Below are 18093 nucleotides of genomic sequence, written 5' to 3' on the forward strand. Positions count from 1 at the left end.
GATGCGACTCAACGGACTGGCAAGGTCGAACTCGTCGCGGCCGCCCGCGCAAGGGCCAGTGCCTTTCGCCAACACAAAACACTTATCCTGCCCGCGTGGCAAAGTCGGCAGGATAACGGTGGGCAGCGATCCTCCCTTGCTGCCTACCGACCTTTTCAAGCTGCTGGATCGACGAAATACGTGAAGATCCTCATCGCGCGACGCGCGTCGACCAAACCGTCACCTTCAGCGGTCAACGTTCAGTCGTGCGGTGTGCCCGGCCGATCGAGAAAGGAATAGCCGTTGGAATCGACCATCGTCATGATCAATCTACTTGGCGCCGTGGCATTGCTTTTGTTCGGTCTCTCTCAAGTGAAGGACGGCGCGACCCGCGCATTGGGAGCCAGATTGCGATCTGGTCTCGCAACGGGAACGCGCAGCAGTACCCGGTCATTCCTGTCCGGCTTCGCCGCAACTGTCGCCCTTCAAAGCTCCACGGCAACAGCACTGATGGTCTCGTCCTTTGTGGAACGGGAGCTGATCAAGCCTAGGATGGCGCAGGTCGTTCTGCTCGGTGCCAACGTTGGAACGGCTGTCACGGCATGGATTGTGGCAACCGGCATAGAATGGATTTCACCCGTTCTCCTTTTTCTTGGCATCATACTTCATCGGAGTGGCTCGGCATCTCGCCAAGGCGCAGGAGCGGCTCTGATCGGCATAGCCCTTATGTTGCTCTCTCTCCATCTGCTGAGCACTGCGACCGAGCCTTTGCGGCATTCTCCGGCGCTTGCAGCCTTTATCGGTTTGCTCGACAACGCTTGGCCGGTGGCTATGATTTTCGCAGCCGTCATTGCCTTCGTGTCATCGTCAAGCCTCGCCGCCGTCATCCTCATTCTGTCACTGACGTCTGCAGGCATGCTGTCGGGTGGCCTCATCGTCGCACTGGTCCTTGGTGCAAATCTCGGCGGAGCCATTCCGCCCGTGATTGCATCGCTGTCAGGATCAAGCGCCGCGAGGCGTGTGACCCTCGGCAACCTGATCGTCCGGGCGATTGGTTGTTTGCTGACATTGCCAATCGCCCAGCCCTTGGCTGAATGGCTCGCCTTGATACCGCTCCCGCCATCGAAACTTCCCGTCGATGCGCATCTTGCCTTCAACCTTGCGCTTGCGGCGCTCGCCTGGCCATGCTCAAGGCTTATCGCTCGCTGGATGGCAGTTCTCATCCCGGATCAAACCCAGGCGGAAAACACACCCAACTACCTCGACACGGACGAACTTTCGACTCCGGTCGTCGCTCTGGCCAGTGCAGCGAGAGAGGTGCTCGGTGTCGGCGATATTGTCGAGAAGATGCTCCTGAAGGTTTCCGATGCCTTCGACCGGAACACCACCACGGGACTGACGGACGTTCCCTCTCTCGAGCGTCAGGTCGATCGGTTGCAGCAGGAGATCAAAGTCTATCTTTCAAAGCTGGGACGTAACGGCCTGTCGGAGGAAGAGGGGCGCAGATCGATTGTCATCATCGACTACGCCATCAATCTCGAACACATCGGCGACATCATCGAAAAAGGCCTGGTGCCCGAAGTCACGAAAAAGGTCGCGCAGGGCCTGAAGTTCTCAGACGATGGTTTCGAGGAACTCCAGCAGCTTTTCCAGTTGACGATCGACAACCTCAGGATCGCGCAAACGATCCTGATTACTCGCGACATAAAACTCGCCAAGCAGCTGATGGAAAGGAAGATCGACGTTCGCCGCATGGAGAAGCGCTCTTCGGAGCGTCATCTGGAACGCTTGCGCGACGGGCGCGCTGACAGCCTGCAAACGAGTTCACTTCATCTCGACATCCTTCGCGATCTCAAAAGGATCAATGCTCACATCACCTCGGTGGCGCATCCAATCATGGACGAGGAGGGTCTGCTCGGAGAAAGCCGGCTTCTCACCAGCACTTCCGCACCTGCGCATAGGAACAATCTATGAGCCCAAGGCTCGATTATGGAGAAAACGGTGGTCAGCACGGAGTCAGGACAAAGCCATACGACGATATCGGCGAAGACGATACAGGGGATCGAAATGATCGAAGTTACAGGGCCCCGGTACCGTGCCCGAATAGCTTTGCAAGGCGCCACGCTTCTCGACTGGTGGCCAAGAAGCGTCGACGGTCTGGAAGATGAAAGCCTCGTTGACGGCTATCGCGACCTGCGCGAACTGAAGTCGCAAAACGGCGTCCGCAATGCAATCCTCGCTCCGTTTACCAATCGCCTCACAGGTGGCCGATTCTATTTCGACGGCCTTGTCCACGAGCTTTCGCCGATCGCCGAAGGCGAAGATGAGGTTTATCACGGATTTGCACGTGTCAGGCTTTTTGCGCTTGGTCAGGTCGATTCTTACGGAGACAATCTCCGGATCGAGCTCATCCATGAAACGGCAGATGTTGGCGCCACCGGCTACCCGTACAATCTTAGAATCTCCGTTGTCTATATGTTCGCTGGACATGAGGTCGAGCTTCAGATCGCTACCACGAACCTTGGCGAGCAGCGAGCTCCCTATGCTGCTGGGTGGCACCCCTATTTCAGATTGCCCGGAACCACCGCGATCGATGACCTGATTTTGCAGGTTCCATCGCGATCCGTTGTGGAAACCATTGATCTAATTCCCAAAGTCGCGTCGAACGGGGAGTTGGACCTTCGAGACAATGATACATTCCTTCGACCAACAAGAATTGGCGATCGGGTTCTCGATTGCTGCTTTACGAAGCTCGTTGTCAAAGACGATGGAACCTCCACCACGATCCTGGGCGATCCGGGCTCCGGGGCTCAATTGTCGGTATGGCAAGAGCGCGGGCACATGCATGTTTTTACGGGTGACACCCTTTCGAGGGATCGACGCGGCTCCATCGCGCTCGAACCCGTCGAAGATCTGACAAACGCCTTCAACCTGCCTGGCCGTATCGATCCGTTGCTTCTCGATCCGGAGAAAACTCGAACATTCCGGTGTGGCTTCACCTACGAGGAAGGCGAGAGACCATGACAGCAGGCGCATCAATGAGGCTCTTTTCAATTGTATTCCTCGGACGAGTGGATCGGGATCGATAGCGGTTCTGGAGAAAGTCGACCATCCTCAAACCGGGCAACTTCGAGAACCAGAATGCCAACGTGCCCTCACGTGCCAGACCAAAGACCGAGAGTTTCGAAATGCAAAATAAAGTACAGCTAATTACCTATGTCGACCGGCTCAGCGGTGGCGGTTTTCCGGAGTTGAGAGCCTTATTCAACGGAAAGCTGCAAGGCTTGTTCGGCGGCGTCCATGCCTTGCCGTTCTTCAACCCGATCGACGGCGCTGATGCCGGGTTCGATCCCACCGATCACACGATTGTCGATCCTCGCCTTGGTAGCTGGGATGACGTTCGCGCCCTGTCCGGTTCCGTGGAGATCATGGCCGATCTCATCGTCAACCACGTCTCGGCGCAATCGAGCTGGTTCCGGGACTTCATCGCAAAGGGACCTGAATCAGAATTTGCAGACATGTTCATGACATTCGACAAGGTCTTTCCCAGTGGTGCCAGCGAACAGAACCTCCTGAATATCTATCGGCCGCGCCCTGGCCTGCCGTTTTCAAAGGTCACGCTTGCAGATGGCAGCCAGCGGATGCTGTGGACCACGTTCACCTCGCACCAGATCGACATCGACATCCACAGTGCTCATGGCGCCTCATACCTGGAGACCATCCTCGATCGTTTTGCTGAAGCCAACGTAACGGCAATCCGCCTCGATGCCGCCGGCTACGCGATCAAGAAGGCCGGAACCAGTTGCTTTATGATTGATGAAACCTATGCCTTCCTTGCCAAGCTCGCCGAGAAGGCACGGGAGCGCGGGATGGAGGTTCTTGTCGAAATTCACAGCTACTATCGTGACCAGATCGAAATCGCCAAAAAGGTCGACCGCGTCTACGATTTCGCGCTGCCGCCACTGATATTGCATTCATTGTTCACGGGCGATGCGACAGCGCTGGCGCGTTGGCTGGAGATCAGCCCTCACAACGCAATCACCGTCCTCGACACTCACGACGGGATCGGCGTCATCGATGTCGGCGCGCACAGTGATGGCCGACCCGGACTTTTGGAACCGCAGGCAATCGACCATCTGGTCGAGGAGATTCACAGGCGCTCAGAGGGACAGAGCCGTTTGGCAACAGGCGCTGCAGCCTCTAACCTGGACCTCTATCAGGTGAACTGCACCTATTACGACGCGCTCGGCCGTAACGACGACGACTACCTCATCGCCCGCGCAATCCAGTTTTTCGCACCCGGTATCCCGCAAGTCTATTACGTCGGCCTCCTGGGCGGGATCAATGACATGGAATTGCTGGGAAAGACGGGCGTCGGGCGTGACATCAATCGGCACTTTTACGAAGACCGGGAAATTGATCTCGCTCTTGAATCGCCGCTCGTCAAACGACTGTCGGACTTGATCCGCTTCCGTAACACCCATCCGGCCTTCAATGGATCGTTCGAGGTAGCAACCGATGACACCGGAAGCCTTGTTTTAAGCTGGAATCTCAACACCGAGTTTGCTCAACTAGTAGTTTCGTTCTCTCAAGGCAAGGCAACGATCACGGCTTCAGGCTGCTACGATTTCACATTCTCAGGAGCGATCGCATGAGCAACCTGGTGAGACCGGGAAGCCACATCCCATCTAAAGTTCAGCCATCGATGTCCTCGATATACTGTCGGACGAACAGCGACGACGAGGATACTGGCGACACCTAGAAGGAGATAGAGAATGCAGCATTGGCTGGACAAGCTGACCGATCTTACGGCAATTGAGGGCGATGGGTGCATCCTCAAAACAGGGCTGGCGGACGTCGCCGACCATTTCGGCTTCACCGGCTATGCTTATCTCCACATCCAGCACAAGCACATCATCGCCGTGACCAACTATCATCACGATTGGCGGTCGCTCTACTTCGACAAGAAATTCGACGCTCTCGACCCGGTCGTCAAACGCGCAAGATCCAGGAAGCAGGTCTTCGCCTGGTCTGGCGAACAGGAGAGGCCGAAGCTATCGGAGGAAGAACGCGCCTTCTATGCACAAGCGGCCGATTTTGGCATCCGCTCCGGCATCACCATCCCCATCAGGACCGCCAACGGTTCGATGTCGATGTTCACGCTGGCGTCGGAGAGGACGGCAATCCCGCTTGATCGGGAGATCGATGCGGTTGCAGCAGCGGCGGCCGTCGGGCAGCTCCATGCCCGCATCTCCTTCCTTCGGATCACGCCCACCGCTGAAGATGCCGCATGGCTCGATCCGAAAGAGGCGACCTATCTGAGATGGATTGCCGTCGGCAAGACGATGGAGGAGATCGCAGACGTGGAAGAGGTCAAGTACAATAGTGTCCGCGTCAAGCTTCGCGAGGCCATGAAGCGCTTCGACGTCCGCAGCAAAGCTCATCTCACCGCGCTCGCAATTCGAAGAAAACTGATCTGAACGGATTGCGATTTTGACCGCCGCACACTCGGGATCCCGGAGGAATGAAATGGCAGATGGATTGCATTGCACAATGTACAGTTATTCGCCGGCAACCGCTCAGCACAAGCAGCGCTGGCACGAAGACGGGGGTCAACGGCATTTCTATGGAACTGCAGAGGCTGCCCGCCCGGCGGTTCTCCACCTCAAGCGCGAAGTGAAGAGAGATCCTGAGCACGTGTGGGAGCCTATGTATCTTGAGAAACGAGAGATTTGTAGCGCGGCAATCAGGATGAGACGAATCTCATCGAGATTGCCGTGCCTACGACGGATGTTCTGGTTGTCTTGCTGAACCAGGGCGTCTCGACGCTCGTCGAAAGCTGCGAAATCATCGAGACCATCGACAACGTCGACTAATATGAGAACGCGCAAACGGCATGGTCGAGGAGCAAACGACGGCGGGCCATAGTCTTGCATGCGAAGCACGGCGCTGTTCGAAGTGCTGGAGCAATTCGGGTTCTATGATGCAAAGCACGCGCCAACCTCCAGCAACTGCGTGCACCATCGCCCAGCCGACGGGACTGCCCGGCGACGGCTCCGGGCGGTCCCGCTTCCCGCGACCCAGGGCTCAGCGCTCGGACCGGCAAAGGCCGGCTGAGGGCGCTTTAGTCCCGGTTCCATGCCCGCTCAATCAAGTGTGATTTGTCCCGGCCGACCAGAGCTCCTGAACTGCAGTCACGCACTCGGGCACGATGCGACGGCCCGAGGGTTATGGGCCGTCTAAACGGCGTTCTTGTACCAATTCAGTTCACGAGGACCTTGGGGATGAAACCAAGAATGCTGATCAGCGTATTCACGGCACTCATCTGCGCATGCATCTCAATGCTCGCCTCTATGTAACGGATATGCTGAGGGCCGCCGGCTTCTTTTCCGGTTTTGTAGGTCTCTGGCAGACCCTGGAACAGTTCATCAGCTTTTTCCACCAACTGCCGGTGTGTCCGGATAGCATCGATCGTGATTGCTTCCAGGTCCGCTGGAGGTAGTCCACGCGTCAGCCCAACCAATGGGCGAAGCTCGACCTTCTTCGTCAATGTTGCATCTTCCGATTCCATTCCTGACCTAACCCTGGTTTTGTCTGCGGTGCGCCCCCGCTGACGTTGAACCCTTTGAACCCAAGCCGGGGGTTAGAATCCGAGATGAATCGGCCCTGAGACCTTTAGCACCGAGGCGCCTGGACATGCGTCGCAGGCCCCCGGCCACAAGGTCAGAGGGTTCCTGGCGCCATTTCGGTCAGCGCCAACCGTTCATCTGGGGATTCTAAGCCCCAACACAGCGCGTACTGCGTCGCGCCCCTTATAAGAGCCATTCCAAAGAGATGCCAGCGCCGAACGACCGATTGAGGGTGCAAATCTTCACATGCCTGCGGCGACGGAAGGCACGAAATACCCTAATGCCGGCAATTTTGAAGAAGAAATCATAGCTCCTTGCGACCGAAGATAGAATGCATTGTTGAGGGTGGCGACACGTGGTTGTTTTCCGCCATGCTCTCGTTAAGGAGCGATTCGCCTGGCGCGCGCACCGAACAATTTTTTCCTCCTGACCCGCGTTCATCCACGCAGAAGCGAGGAGCTTGTTCCTCACTTCTCGCGCGCGCCGATGCCAGAAAGGTCGATCCGAATACCGGCCTTGTTCGGGTCGACCCGCTCCGCCCCAAGTGCAGGATCGACGTTGCCGCCCTTCATCTTGTAACTGCCGACTTCGGACGTTTCCGATTCCATCGTTGGTTCCGGCTCTGGCAGCTTCACGTCGCCCGGATCTACTGCCCGGAACACGGCTGTCCCTTCGAAATACCCGGTCTGCCAGGCAATGATCGCATCGTCGAACACCTGCGGCAGAACGTCCTTGTCGGTCGGATTGCCGTACCATTTGGTAACGATGCGATAGACCTTGGCGAACAGCGCCGTGCCCATCCGGATGTTCTCGCAAGCATCCACCATGTCGGATTTCAGCTGGCCGGCTTCCACGACACCGAGCCCGGCCGGATATTGCGTGACGCCGACGCGCACGACGTTTCGGCCGACATGCTGGGCGATGAGGTTCATTGCCTCGTCCGCCGTCGCGGGCTTCGGGACGAGCACGACACGATTGCCCGAGCGGACCGTGACTGCAAGCGGGTCCGGTGCCCCTGCCCGCTCGATGAACTGCTCGACGATCGCCGGTTTCAGACCGGGATCGCTGCATTCCTTGATGAGAGCGGCATCGACCATCGCGAATAATTCCTTATCTGTTGAACGCCGTAACGACGGGCAAGCCGAACAGTTTTGCCCAGGCCATCACGCTCGCGTTTTGTATGGCGACGATCGACGTTCCCGCGGTCCACCATCCGTTGCCCGGGGCAACGATTGCGGTCGGGGAATGCAGCATCGACTGCAGGACCGGCCAAAGGAGGAGCTGTTCGTAGCAGATCAGCGCGGCGAGCTTCTGGCCGTCGCTTTGCACAACTGGATTGCCGAAGAGGTTGGCGCGGGCTCCGCCGCCCTGCCCGGTCCATGCCCGCCATGGCTGCCACATGGACACCGGGACCGGCACGCGTTCGCGATAGAGAATTCGTGCTTCGTCAGCCGAAATCGCCACCACGACATTGTCGTAGCCGGTCGGACCGATGACGGCCGCGCCGGCGATCACGGTGATGTCGCCGCCGCCCAAGCCCTCTCGCCATTGGCGCTCGATCGTTGGCGTCCAGAAGCCGAGCGCACTTTCAGGAAGGACGACAAAGCGGGTTTTCTCACCCGCAGCCGCGCGCACCGTTGCAATCAGGTCACGGTGATAGCCAAGCGAGCCGTCTCTTCCGAGTTTCTGACCCTGTTCGAGGTCGACGCCCTTCCATCCCTCCGGTAGATTCGGTGAAGTCCACGTAGCGGCGGACCAGAGCCAAAATCCTCCCAGGACAATGGCGGCAGCCGGCCAGTATCGCGATGTCATTGTCGCCAGGCCGGCTGTCATCGCGACCAGCCCCCACCATCCCCATCCCGGAAAGAGCACGCCTGTAGCGCTCAGCGGATGTGCCCAGCCGGTTATGCCGAGGGGCGGAAGTCCCATGAGAAGCGCCGCCGCCAGATAACGCGCCGCCCTGCCCATTCCCGGTCGACCTTTTCCCGGAGACTTCCCTTCCGGTCGCGCCTTCCAGAGCGCCGCATGCACGCCGGCAAAGGAGAGCGAAGCAGCTGCCCAGAGCAAAAGTCCAGGCCAGAGATCGGCGGCATAGAAATTGGCAACACCCTGCGGCAGCCCACGCGAGGCAGCCAGAAAATATCCGGCCGACACGAGCCCTGCCGCCAGGCGCGACGGCGACAACGCCCAGAGCGCCGGAAACAGCACCGCGACCGGAAGGGCCAGCACATGACCGCTCCAGGCAATCCAGCCGCAGGCGACAGATGCGGCGATGAGCAAGCAGGAGCTCTGCCGTTTACGGTTCGAAAGTGAGGACCGGCCGCGCCAGGCCGAGAAGGCCCGTGTCCGGAACCGGCCCGAAGTACCGTGAGTCATAGGAGCTCGCAAAGGATGAGTGAAGAAACAGATTTTTCGGCGGCACGATGCCGCTTCCGAACGGTGTGATCGGCCTGCCCTCGCCATCGCTCTGTCTGAGGAGCGACGAAGGAAGAATTCTGCCGTCGACCGCGACATTCGCACCGATCGCGACATGCTGTCCGGGAAGCGCCGCCACTGTCTTGATTAGCGGCGCAAAGCCGCCAGAGCAAAGCCCGCGGCGCAGATACCCGCGCTGACGGGCCTCCTCGAAGATTGCTGTCACCGGCAGGCAGACGAACACCAGATCACCGATTTCGACCGGACGATGGAGAGCTTCGATGCGCCAGAGCCCAAGCGGTTCGCTCGGCGTCAGGTTCAACCGAAAGCCGCCCATATATGCGATCGCCGCCAGACCGGTGACCACCCCGCCAGCGCCGGCCAGAAACAGGAGGACGCGCCGCCTCATTGCTTCAGCACCGGCGTCTGGCGCTGGTTAAGACGCAAACCCTCGGACTGCCGCAGGGTCTGGACGGTGCGCTCGTGAGCGGCGATCTGCTGGGCCGTGCGCATGATCGGCCAGGCTTCCTTCAGACGCTCCTTCTGCTCAGGCTGCATCCCGTCGGAGAATTTGTCGAAGAGCTTTCCGAACGGTTCACGCGCAGCATTGGTGAGCAAGCTGCGCTCGCCGAAGCGCTCGGTGACGGCTTGGTTGAACCCGTCAATTTCCAGCTTGGTTTCCCGATTGCTCAGTGCATATGCCATGGCCGCCGGCAGATCGTTCCGGTCGATTGCGTCGCGCACGCGCTCCAGCACAACATGTGCGGCCGGCGAGAGCGCCGGGATGTCGATTGACACGCGCTGACGCAGGGCTTGTTCTTCAGTCGCCATGCGCTGCGTCGCGGTCTCTCGCATCCGCAGATATTGCACGAGGTCGCGCTTCAGGGCAGGCACATTGAGCTCGGCGATGCGGCGTGCCTCTCGCTCAGTCTTGCTGGCCAGAATTCCGGTCTTGCCCTTCAGCGCCCCGATCGATGCCGGCTCGGCTTCCAGCTTCTGCAGGGCGTGACGAGCGCTGTCCTTGTCGGCCAGTACGGCATCGAAGTTCATCGCCCGGAATGCAGTTTCGGGATCGGCGAAGACATAGCGGAAACGCGCCGAGACCTCCTCCCATTGCTGCTTCAGGGCAGGATCGGCGCCGAGCTTGTCACTAAGCGTATCGGCAACAGAACCGGAGAATGTCTTGATGCCTGCAACCATGGGCGCGGCCTCCTTCATCGTTTGGGTTTTCGGGGATTGGTCGAGGCCGAAGCGCTCACCGAGCGCACGAAGCCTATGAACGAGATCGGAAAGTTTTGTTTTTTGGCGCAGCGTCCAGTCGAGCCTGTCGCGCAGCAATGTTCGCGCCACCTGCATGATGTGCAGGCCACGGTTTTCGGCAAAGCGGAGCGCCTCGCGGTAGAGCCGACCGCGCTCATAATCGAGCGTCGTCTCCTTGGCATTCCTTCGGGAAAGTACCTTGGACAAGCCTCCATTGAAGGAAAAGGAGCGACGTCCGTAATAGAGCTGCAGATCCTCGCGATGGCGGGTCATCGCCACATAGGTCAGATGCCGGTCGAGGGAGAGGCTTGCCAACACCTTCACGCAGTCGACGGTAGCGCCTTGCGATTTATGGATCGTCGTGGCGTAACCATGATCGAGATTGCTGTAGAAGCGTTGCTCGACGATGACCTGCCGGCGCTGATCACCCTCTCCGACGACAGCAACGATCCTGTTCGGTGCGGCCTCAATGACATGAGCGATCATGCCGTTCTTGACGCCGAGCGAGGTCTCGTTCTTCAGGAAGACGATCTGGTCGCCCACGTCGAACTGGCGAATGCCGTCAGCCGTTTTGAAGACATGGCCCTCACCGACAATGCCGCGTTCGACGAGTTTTTCGCGAGCCATAATGTTCAGCATCCGCACGTCGCGGCGCAGATGTGCCAGAATCAGCGTTGTCTTCGTCTGATCGTAATCGTGGTTCCAATCACCGATCAGCCGCTCGACCGCCTCGGCCTTGAGGCGCGTTCCCGTGATCCTGACATTGGCATCATAGGCGGTCAGCGCCTTTTCCACATTGCCCCGCGCCAGATCCAGCGACGCCTTGCGCATCCAGTCCTCGCGCTGGCGATAGATGGTCTCCAGTTCGGCGTAACCGATCCGGTCAACGATGGCGCGGAAGGCAGCACCCGCCTCGATCGGCTGGAGCTGTTCGGGATCGCCGACCAGAACGATCTTGGCGCCTGCCCTGACGACGGTATCGACAAAGCCGGCCATCTGTTTTGAGGCGACCATGCCCGCCTCGTCCATGACGAAGACGGTTTTGTCATCGAGAACGTCACGGCCCCGATTCCAGCGCAGTTCCCACGACGCGAGCGTCCGGCTCTGGATCCCCGCTTCCTTCTCCAGGCCTTCGGCCGCCTTGCCGGCAAGCGCGCCGCCGACAACCCGGTATCCGGCCAGTTCCCAAACCTCGCGGGCGGCTTTCATCATCGTGGTCTTGCCCGCACCGGCACGTCCAACCACAGCGGCGATCCGGGCTGGACCGGCGATGCGCTCAATCGCGGTTTTCTGCTCTTCCGAGAGACGCTCATGCCGCCGGAACGTTGCGTCCAGAGCAGCTTCAGAGACAGCATGACCGTCCCGGTTCGACAGCCATAACGCTTGTCGCATCATCGTCGCCTCGAGGCGGATCATCGCCCGTGTCGAATAGCGGGCCGGCACCTTCTCACCGGTGGAAAAATCGATTGTGTCGCGCTGCAGCCGGAGAACCTCGGGGTTCAGGATGATGCGTAACATCAGTTGCTGGAAGACAGCCGGGTCATCGACGTAGCGGTGCAGAACCTTGGCGACATCGCGCTCATCGAAGACACTTTTCTCCCGCGTGATCAGGTCGAGCACGATCTCAGGACGACGAAGAATGCGCCGGGCGTTCTCGCTCCGCCGCTCTTCGTTCAATTCGAGGCGCTCAAGCTCTGGCCGGACGCCCTGCTCCTGCGCCTTGCGCTCGATCGCCTTGGCGCCGACGCCGAGATGGATGGTCGGCTCGAGCTCGATGCCCTGCTTTTCGTAGGAACGACCATCGATCTTGAGATCGATGCCGCCAAGCGCCAGGTGATGGTTCAGCCGCTCGAACCATCCATCGCGCAGGACGTTGAAGTCATCCGTCGACCCGGCCCAGAGTTCGTAGAGGATTTTCCCGGATTTCGTGCGAACCGGCTGGCCGTCCTCACCGATGACCGCCACCTTCTTCGGCCCGAAGCCCTCCTCGGTCAGCGGCCGCAATGTGGTCATCAGATGGATATGCGGATTGCCGGGATTGTCATGGTAAACCCAGTCGGCGACCATGCCTTTTGCAAGGATATGTTTCTCCACGAAATCACGAACCAGGACGATGTTCTGCTCGGGTGTAAGCTCCAGCGGCAGTGCGATCGTCAGGTCGCGAGCCAGCTGCGCGTCGGAGCGTTTTTCGAAAGCCTCGACCTTGTTCCAGAAGGCCTCAGAGGCCCCGGCAACAGAGCGGTCGGCGAGCATCGCGCGGACCCATTTCGGGGCATCGGCCGGGAGCATGAATTCCTCATGCACCAGACCTTGCTTACGGGTGTAGTCGATGGTGCGGGCCTCGCGCTCGTATTCCATCTTCGCGCAGTGCCGGTAAGCCGCCGACAGCACCACGCTGCGGCCGCCGCCGCGGCTGACGATGCTGGCTGAGAAGTGGGCGATGGCCACGGCGCAGGAAACTCCAGGTTCGAACATCGTTCGTCGGGAGTGGCGGCACAGCCCGGCCCCGCCAGCGCTGTAAGCAAGCACGTCGCATCAGCGACGTATAATTGCGCCCTTGGAAGCCGCTCCTTCGGAACGGCTGGGATCATCCACCAAAGCGTGCAATCTGCCGATGTGCAGATCTGCACATTCCCTTTCATGACATCCGGAGGAATTCTGACGTCGCGAGTGCAACGCCAGAATCTCAAGGAGAACCAACCGGAATGAAAAAACCGTCATCGAAGATCAGGGAAGAAATCGCCAGATTGCAGGACCAGCTGAAACAGGCCGAAACACGCGAGGCCGAGCGCATTGGCCGGATCGCGCTAAGGGCCGGGCTTGGGGAAATCGAGATCGAGGAGGCCGAGCTTCAGTCAGCCTTCGAAGAAGTCGCCAAACGGTTTCGCGGCGGCAAGGGCTCGGCGACCGGAAAGAGACAAGCCGGAGAAAGCCGGACCGGTAGCGAGCCGTCCGCGGCGCTCGCGTCTGGCGCGAATGAAGGCGGGTCTGGCGAGGCTTGAACGGATGGCAAAGTCGATGACGTCAGACGCACGCAAGAAGGACACCCGCGAAAAAATCGAGCTCGGCGGGCTGATCGTGAAAGCCGGGCTGCGCTACGAAAAGCGGGCGCTGCTGCTCGGGCTCTTGATCGACGGCGGCCGCCGGCTCAAGGGCGACGAAGAAGAGCGGTCACGCTTGACCGCCATCGGCGCGGAGGCGTTCGGCCATGACGATGAATAGGCTTTTGCTGTTGATCCTGCCGGCAATCATAATGCTCGCGGCGATGTTCGCGACATCCGGGATGGAGCAGCGACTGGCGGCATTCGGAACGTCCCCGCAGGCGAAGCTGATGCTGGGACGCGCCGGGCTCGCGCTCCCCTACATCGCTGCGGTGGCGATCGGCATAATTGGCCTCTTCGCCGCGAACGGATGGGCCAACATCAAGGCCGCCGGTCTGAGCGTGCTGGCCGGAAACGGCGTGGTCATCACCATCGCAACACTGCGCGAGGTAATTCGCCTGAATAGCATCGCAAGCAGGGTGCCTGCCGAACAATCGGTTTTGGCCTATGCCGATCCGGTGACGATGATCGGCGTAGGCACTGCCTTCATCAGCGGAATGTTCGCGCTGCGTGTCGCGATCAAGGGCAATGCCGCGTTCGCAACAACAGCGCCCAAACGGATCGGCGGCAAGCGGGCTTTGCATGGCGAGGCCGACTGGATGAAGATCCAGGAGGCGGCAAAACTGTTTCCCGAACCGGGCGGTATCGTCATCGGCGAGCGCTATCGGGTTGATCGGGACAGTGTTGCCGCCATGCCGTTTCGCGCTGACGATCGCCAAAGCTGGGGCGCTGGCGGCAAGTCGCCGCTGCTCTGCTTCGACGGTTCCTTCGGATCATCGCATGGCATCGTCTTCGCCGGCTCCGGCGGTTTCAAGACGACATCGGTGACGATCCCGACCGCGCTCAAATGGGGCGGCGGGCTTGTCGTTCTGGACCCGTCAAGCGAGGTCGCGCCGATGGTCTGCGAGCACCGGCGTCAGGCCGGCCGCAAGGTGATCGTGCTCGATCCGACAGCCGGCGGTGTCGGCTTCAACGCCCTCGACTGGATCGGCCGTCATGGCAATACCAAGGAAGAGGATATCGTCGCCGTCGCCACATGGATCATGACCGACAATCCCCGAACGGCATCCGCCCGCGACGACTTCTTCCGCGCTTCCGCCATGCAGCTGCTGACCGCCCTAATCGCCGACGTGTGCCTGTCAGGGCACACGGAAGTGGAAGACCAGACGCTGCGCCGCGTCCGCGCCAACCTGTCCGAACCGGAACCCAAGCTGCGCGCGCGTCTGACGAAGATCTACGAAGGGTCTGAATCCGACTTCGTGAAGGAGAATGTGTCAGTCTTCGTCAACATGACGCCGGAGACGTTTTCCGGTGTTTATGCCAATGCGGTGAAGGAAACCCATTGGCTGTCCTATCCCAACTATGCCGGACTTGTATCGGGCGACAGCTTTTCGACCGACGATCTCGCCGACGGCGGAACGGACATCTTCATCGCGCTCGACCTGAAGGTGCTGGAAGCCCATCCCGGCCTCGCGCGTGTCGTCATCGGCTCGCTGCTCAACGCGATCTATAACCGCAACGGCAACGTGAAGGGTCGCACCCTCTTCCTGCTCGACGAGGTGGCGCGTCTCGGCTACCTGCGCATCCTCGAAACCGCTCGCGACGCAGGCCGCAAATACGGCATCATGCTGACGACGATCTTCCAGTCGCTCGGCCAGATGCGTGAGGCCTATGGCGGGCGGGATGCGACCAGCAAATGGTTCGAATCCGCATCGTGGATTTCGTTTGCGGCAATTAACGATCCCGATACCGCCGACTATATCTCGAAGCGCTGTGGAGACACCACTGTCGAGGTCGACCAGACCAACCGTTCAACCGGAATGAAGGGATCTTCGCGATCGAGATCGAAGCAGCTCAGTCGCCGGCCGCTGATCCTGCCGCATGAAGTTCTGCGCATGCGCAGCGACGAGCAGATCGTCTTCACCTCGGGCAATCCGCCGCTCCGGTGCGGCCGGGCCATCTGGTTCCGCCGTGATGACATGAAAGCCTGTGTCGGCGAGAACAGGTTCCATCGAACCGGAACCGGAACCGATACGCACACCGAACATGCGCCGCCATGGCAGAAGGAAGGGACGCGCCCATGAGGCATTGGAGAAAAACCTGGTACTCGCTGATCGGCCCGCTGATGATCTGGGTCGCGTTCATTATCGTCACGCCGTTTTTCGGTGTGGCAGCGATCGCCTCTCTTGGCGTGCTCCCGCTGCCTGGCGAAACGATCCTGAAAACAATCGGCATGTTCTGTGTCCTGATCCTTGCGCCGCTCGCAGCCCTTGCCGAGATCGCGCCGCCTATCGTGACGAGAGAAGAGGTGCGGTGGCGCAATCGCAACAGCGAGACACACTTCGAAGGTGCCGTCATATGGGAAGACATTGCGTTTCTGCCGCCCATCCTGAACCGAATTCGCTCAACGACGGGCAAGCGTCGGCAGCAGGCGGACGAACGCGACACTGCGGCGAATGCCACAACGGTCAGCACGTGATGCATCGGTCGATATGGGTTGCGGTGCTGGTGTTTGGCGGTGTGTTGTGCTTCGAGCGCACCGGCGGGCTGGATCGGATGGTCGCGCTCACCTCTGCTTCTGCAGAGGACACGCTTTCAGCCTCGTTCTCGATCTGTGGTGAAGACCGCCGCATGAACTGCGTCGTCGACGGCGACACCTTCTGGTTCAAGGGAGAGAAAATTCGGATCGCCGATATCGACACACCCGAACTCAGCCCGCCCCGTTGCACGGCAGAACGGGTCAAGGGCGAGGCGGCCAAAGCACGTATTCTGGTTCTCCTAAACGCTGGCCCATTCTCGATGAGCACGGAATTGCGCGACGAAGACAGGTATGGTCGCAAGCTCAGGACTGTCAGCCGAAAAGGGCAATCGTTTGGCGAGATTCTCGTGGGAGAAGGCCTTGCGCGTCGATGGGACGGTGCGCGTCGAAGCTGGTGCGATAGCTGACCGCAAACCAGGCCGTTCCAATGTTATCATCCGCCGGCATCGCCGGCCATGCGAGATGGATCGTAACCGGGATCGGCCGAAACCGTATGGCGGGTTCGGTGCGCTTGCGCATAGAGCCGTGCGGCGAAGCCGCCTCGCCCAGTTCCCTGTCTGAAATCATCACTGCGATGAATCGGTGACACCGGATCGATTCAGATAACTCGTTGGACGCTGCTTGCCGAGACAGCGACAATGAGGGCATGGAAGACAAGGAGACATGCCCGGTTCATCTTCACCGCATCGAGACGGCGCAGAACATGCGGCGCTTCTACATGCTGGCGATCCAGCCGACACTGTTCGGCGGGGCTTCGGTCATCCGCAACTGGGGCAGGATCGGATCGGGCGGCCAGACGATGATGCAGACCTTCGATCATGCGGGCGATGCGAATACAGCACTCTCCCGTCTCGAACGAACCAAGAGACGACGTGGCTATGGGGACGCGGGAAGTGCCGAATAGCCGGTTCAATCGACCGACTTCCTGCATTTCCTGTGGCTTTCGCTGATCTTACGGGCGTTCTTGCCTTTCTGCCCCTTTCTTCGCCACATCTTCATTGTCAAAGCTGATGGATCGAAAACCTAAGAGGACCGTCCTTCATGACCACGACCAACGAGATCGCCGACAAGATCGCAGCCGACCAGAACCTCACCAAGGCGCAGGCCAAGACGATCGTCGAAAGCGTCTTCAAGCAGATCACCGACGCGGCGCTTGCTGGCGCAGAAACGTCGATCCCATCGTTTGGAAAGTTTAAGCTGAAGGACACCCCGGCGCGTGAAGGCCGCAATCCGGCAACCGGAGCGACAATCAAGATCGCGGCGTCGAAGAAGCTGACCTTTGCGCCCGGCAAAGCGGTCAAGGACGCGTTGAACGGCTGAAGAAATCACGCTGCCGGAAGCGGCAGCATCATGGAAGCCTCCTAGAAAGGAGGCTCCGCGCTGACGCGGCCGTCCTGCTCGGCCTCGATGGCTGCAAGCTCGGCCTGCACCATCTCCAGCTCCGCCGCGATCTGGCGGCGCTCGGCCGGATCGCAGGCATTCCTGAGTTCGGCCTTAAGCTCTTCGCGCTGAATTTCGAGAGAAATCGTCATCGTCGTCTCCTTGACGTTTGTGAAAGACGACGCAGCGCGTCATGGCGAAGCGGAGGGGTCCAGCATCGCGGGACGCGACCGCCGGAGGCGGCGAGTGGAGGAGCCGATTTGCGGAAGCCGCCATCGGCGGAAGGAGCAAATTGGAGGCGCCGCTCGTGCTGGACGCCTTCGGTTCGCCATGGCACCCTTGGACGAACTGAGCAGTTCCCCCACCTCCAGTGTGGCACCCCAAAAAGCCGGAAGCAGGCTCGATGCCTGCGCCCGGCTCTCCCTTGCGACACGAAAAGAGCCCCGCCTTTCGGCGGAGCTCCTCGGCGGTGATCAGGCCTCCCGCTTCGGGCGGTTCCAGATGAGGGCGTAGTCGCCTTCCTTCTCGCCCGGCCAAAGGGCTGCGGTGATCGGGGCGTTGAAGCTCGGGTCGTCCAGCTTGACCGAGATGTATTCCTCGCCGTCGTTGGAGACCGCCTTCCAGCCGGCGCCGACCTCGACGCCGTTGCCGGCGGTGATGCGGAAGTCCGGAGCGTCGCGCGAGACGCGCTCGATGGGGTTCAGGCGGGCCTTCATGCTGACGGTGAGCGTGCGCACGCTGCCGATGATGCCGTTTTAGGTCAGTTTTCAACTGTCTTCTTACAAATAAG

At 59.9% G+C, this 18093-nt stretch carries 18 protein-coding genes; 11 read left to right on the top strand and 7 right to left on the bottom strand.

From position 1 onward, the window contains the following. Positions 1-282 precede the first annotated feature (282 nt). The 4 genes from IEI95_RS00480 (at position 283) to traR (ending at position 5459) form a co-directional block, all read left to right on the top strand. Positions 283-1953 (top strand): Na/Pi cotransporter family protein, encoded by a 1671-nt coding sequence (locus IEI95_RS00480; RefSeq protein WP_194415497.1) that lies wholly within the window; start codon positions 283-285, stop codon positions 1951-1953. Between the two features lie 15 nt (positions 1954-1968). Further along, positions 1969-3003 (top strand): aldose 1-epimerase, encoded by a 1035-nt coding sequence (locus tag IEI95_RS00485; RefSeq protein ID WP_194415498.1) that lies wholly within the window; start codon positions 1969-1971, stop codon positions 3001-3003. Positions 3004-3167: 164 nt separating this feature from the next. Beyond that, positions 3168-4634: a sucrose phosphorylase gene (gtfA, locus tag IEI95_RS00490; RefSeq protein WP_194415499.1), complete on the top strand. Its 1467-nt coding sequence runs from the start codon at positions 3168-3170 to the stop codon at positions 4632-4634. Positions 4635-4754: 120 nt separating this feature from the next. Next, positions 4755-5459 carry an autoinducer-binding transcriptional regulator TraR gene (traR, locus tag IEI95_RS00495; RefSeq protein ID WP_060716482.1) on the top strand — a complete coding sequence of 235 codons (705 nt, stop codon included), beginning with the start codon at positions 4755-4757 and terminating at the stop codon, positions 5457-5459. Between the two features lie 782 nt (positions 5460-6241). Here the strand turns inward: traR and IEI95_RS00500 are convergent. The 5 genes from IEI95_RS00500 to traA form a co-directional block, all read right to left on the bottom strand. Further along, the gene (locus IEI95_RS00500; protein ID WP_068950872.1) at positions 6242-6550 is read right to left on the bottom strand and encodes a transcriptional repressor TraM; all 309 of its coding nucleotides are present in this window, start codon (positions 6548-6550) and stop codon (positions 6242-6244) included. A 525-nt stretch (positions 6551-7075) separates the two neighbouring features. After that, on the bottom strand, positions 7076-7705 hold the full coding sequence (locus tag IEI95_RS00505) for a TraH family protein (RefSeq protein WP_194415500.1): 630 nt from the start codon (positions 7703-7705) through the stop codon (positions 7076-7078). A gap of 13 nt (positions 7706-7718) precedes the next feature. Continuing rightward, positions 7719-8888, bottom strand: a complete 1170-nt coding sequence (locus IEI95_RS00510) for a conjugal transfer protein TraB (RefSeq protein ID WP_234934138.1) — start codon at positions 8886-8888, stop codon at positions 7719-7721. Between the two features lie 16 nt (positions 8889-8904). Next, positions 8905-9432 carry a conjugative transfer signal peptidase TraF gene (traF, locus tag IEI95_RS00515; protein ID WP_194415502.1) on the bottom strand — a complete coding sequence of 176 codons (528 nt, stop codon included), beginning with the start codon at positions 9430-9432 and terminating at the stop codon, positions 8905-8907. Then, the gene (traA, locus tag IEI95_RS00520) at positions 9429-12731 is read right to left on the bottom strand and encodes a Ti-type conjugative transfer relaxase TraA (protein ID WP_194415504.1); all 3303 of its coding nucleotides are present in this window, start codon (positions 12729-12731) and stop codon (positions 9429-9431) included. Before traA ends, traF begins: the two co-directional genes overlap by 4 nt. 257 nt (positions 12732-12988) lie before the next feature. Between traA and traC the strand changes: the two genes are divergently transcribed. The 7 genes from traC (at position 12989) to IEI95_RS00555 (ending at position 17243) form a co-directional block, all read left to right on the top strand. Continuing rightward, complete coding sequence (traC, locus tag IEI95_RS00525; RefSeq protein ID WP_194415506.1) at positions 12989-13285, top strand: conjugal transfer protein TraC; 297 nt, start codon at positions 12989-12991, stop codon at positions 13283-13285. A 4-nt stretch (positions 13286-13289) separates the two neighbouring features. Further along, entirely contained in the window at positions 13290-13505 is a 216-nt protein-coding gene (gene traD, locus IEI95_RS00530) for a type IV conjugative transfer system coupling protein TraD (RefSeq protein WP_194288292.1), read from the top strand. Further along, on the top strand, positions 13492-15468 hold the full coding sequence (gene traG / locus IEI95_RS00535; protein ID WP_194415508.1) for a Ti-type conjugative transfer system protein TraG: 1977 nt from the start codon (positions 13492-13494) through the stop codon (positions 15466-15468). The genes traD and traG overlap by 14 nt, the downstream gene beginning before the upstream one ends. Then, positions 15465-15863 (top strand): hypothetical protein, encoded by a 399-nt coding sequence (locus IEI95_RS00540; protein WP_041723938.1) that lies wholly within the window; start codon positions 15465-15467, stop codon positions 15861-15863. The genes traG and IEI95_RS00540 overlap by 4 nt, the downstream gene beginning before the upstream one ends. After that, positions 15863-16330: a thermonuclease family protein gene (locus tag IEI95_RS00545; protein ID WP_194415511.1), complete on the top strand. Its 468-nt coding sequence runs from the start codon at positions 15863-15865 to the stop codon at positions 16328-16330. The genes IEI95_RS00540 and IEI95_RS00545 overlap by 1 nt, the downstream gene beginning before the upstream one ends. Positions 16331-16569: 239 nt before the next feature. Further along, positions 16570-16827 carry a WGR domain-containing protein gene (locus tag IEI95_RS00550; RefSeq protein WP_194415652.1) on the top strand — a complete coding sequence of 86 codons (258 nt, stop codon included), beginning with the start codon at positions 16570-16572 and terminating at the stop codon, positions 16825-16827. Positions 16828-16964: 137 nt separating this feature from the next. Next, positions 16965-17243, top strand: a complete 279-nt coding sequence (locus IEI95_RS00555) for an HU family DNA-binding protein (protein ID WP_012654901.1) — start codon at positions 16965-16967, stop codon at positions 17241-17243. Between the two features lie 41 nt (positions 17244-17284). On the opposite strand, the gene IEI95_RS00560 is transcribed toward IEI95_RS00555, so the two are convergent. Together IEI95_RS00560 and IEI95_RS00565 are read right to left on the bottom strand one after the other, a co-directional pair. Beyond that, positions 17285-17455, bottom strand: coding sequence for a hypothetical protein (locus tag IEI95_RS00560; protein ID WP_162996216.1), 171 nt, complete (start codon positions 17453-17455; stop codon positions 17285-17287). Positions 17456-17776: 321 nt separating this feature from the next. Beyond that, positions 17777-18052, bottom strand: coding sequence for a DUF736 domain-containing protein (locus tag IEI95_RS00565; protein WP_194415653.1), 276 nt, complete (start codon positions 18050-18052; stop codon positions 17777-17779). Between the last annotated feature and the right edge of the window lie 41 nt (positions 18053-18093).

The sequence above is a fragment of the Agrobacterium vitis genome (assembly GCF_014926405.1).
Lineage (GTDB): Bacteria > Pseudomonadota > Alphaproteobacteria > Rhizobiales > Rhizobiaceae > Allorhizobium > Allorhizobium vitis_H.

What these genes read in the sequence shown, in the direction of transcription:
- IEI95_RS00485 (WP_194415498.1), top strand. Translation starts at nt 1,969, where the DNA reads ATGGAGAAAACGGTGGTCAGCACGGAGTCAGGACAAAGCCATACGACG.
- gtfA (WP_194415499.1), top strand. Translation starts at nt 3,168, where the DNA reads ATGCAAAATAAAGTACAGCTAATTACCTATGTCGACCGGCTCAGCGGT.
- traR (WP_060716482.1), top strand. Translation starts at nt 4,755, where the DNA reads ATGCAGCATTGGCTGGACAAGCTGACCGATCTTACGGCAATTGAGGGC.
- IEI95_RS00500 (WP_068950872.1), bottom strand. Translation starts at nt 6,550, where the DNA reads ATGGAATCGGAAGATGCAACATTGACGAAGAAGGTCGAGCTTCGCCCA.
- IEI95_RS00505 (WP_194415500.1), bottom strand. Translation starts at nt 7,705, where the DNA reads ATGGTCGATGCCGCTCTCATCAAGGAATGCAGCGATCCCGGTCTGAAA.
- traF (WP_194415502.1), bottom strand. Translation starts at nt 9,432, where the DNA reads ATGAGGCGGCGCGTCCTCCTGTTTCTGGCCGGCGCTGGCGGGGTGGTC.
- traC (WP_194415506.1), top strand. Translation starts at nt 12,989, where the DNA reads ATGAAAAAACCGTCATCGAAGATCAGGGAAGAAATCGCCAGATTGCAG.
- traD (WP_194288292.1), top strand. Translation starts at nt 13,290, where the DNA reads ATGGCAAAGTCGATGACGTCAGACGCACGCAAGAAGGACACCCGCGAA.
- traG (WP_194415508.1), top strand. Translation starts at nt 13,492, where the DNA reads ATGACGATGAATAGGCTTTTGCTGTTGATCCTGCCGGCAATCATAATG.
- IEI95_RS00540 (WP_041723938.1), top strand. Translation starts at nt 15,465, where the DNA reads ATGAGGCATTGGAGAAAAACCTGGTACTCGCTGATCGGCCCGCTGATG.
- IEI95_RS00545 (WP_194415511.1), top strand. Translation starts at nt 15,863, where the DNA reads ATGCATCGGTCGATATGGGTTGCGGTGCTGGTGTTTGGCGGTGTGTTG.
- IEI95_RS00550 (WP_194415652.1), top strand. Translation starts at nt 16,570, where the DNA reads ATGGAAGACAAGGAGACATGCCCGGTTCATCTTCACCGCATCGAGACG.
- IEI95_RS00555 (WP_012654901.1), top strand. Translation starts at nt 16,965, where the DNA reads ATGACCACGACCAACGAGATCGCCGACAAGATCGCAGCCGACCAGAAC.
- IEI95_RS00560 (WP_162996216.1), bottom strand. Translation starts at nt 17,455, where the DNA reads ATGACGATTTCTCTCGAAATTCAGCGCGAAGAGCTTAAGGCCGAACTC.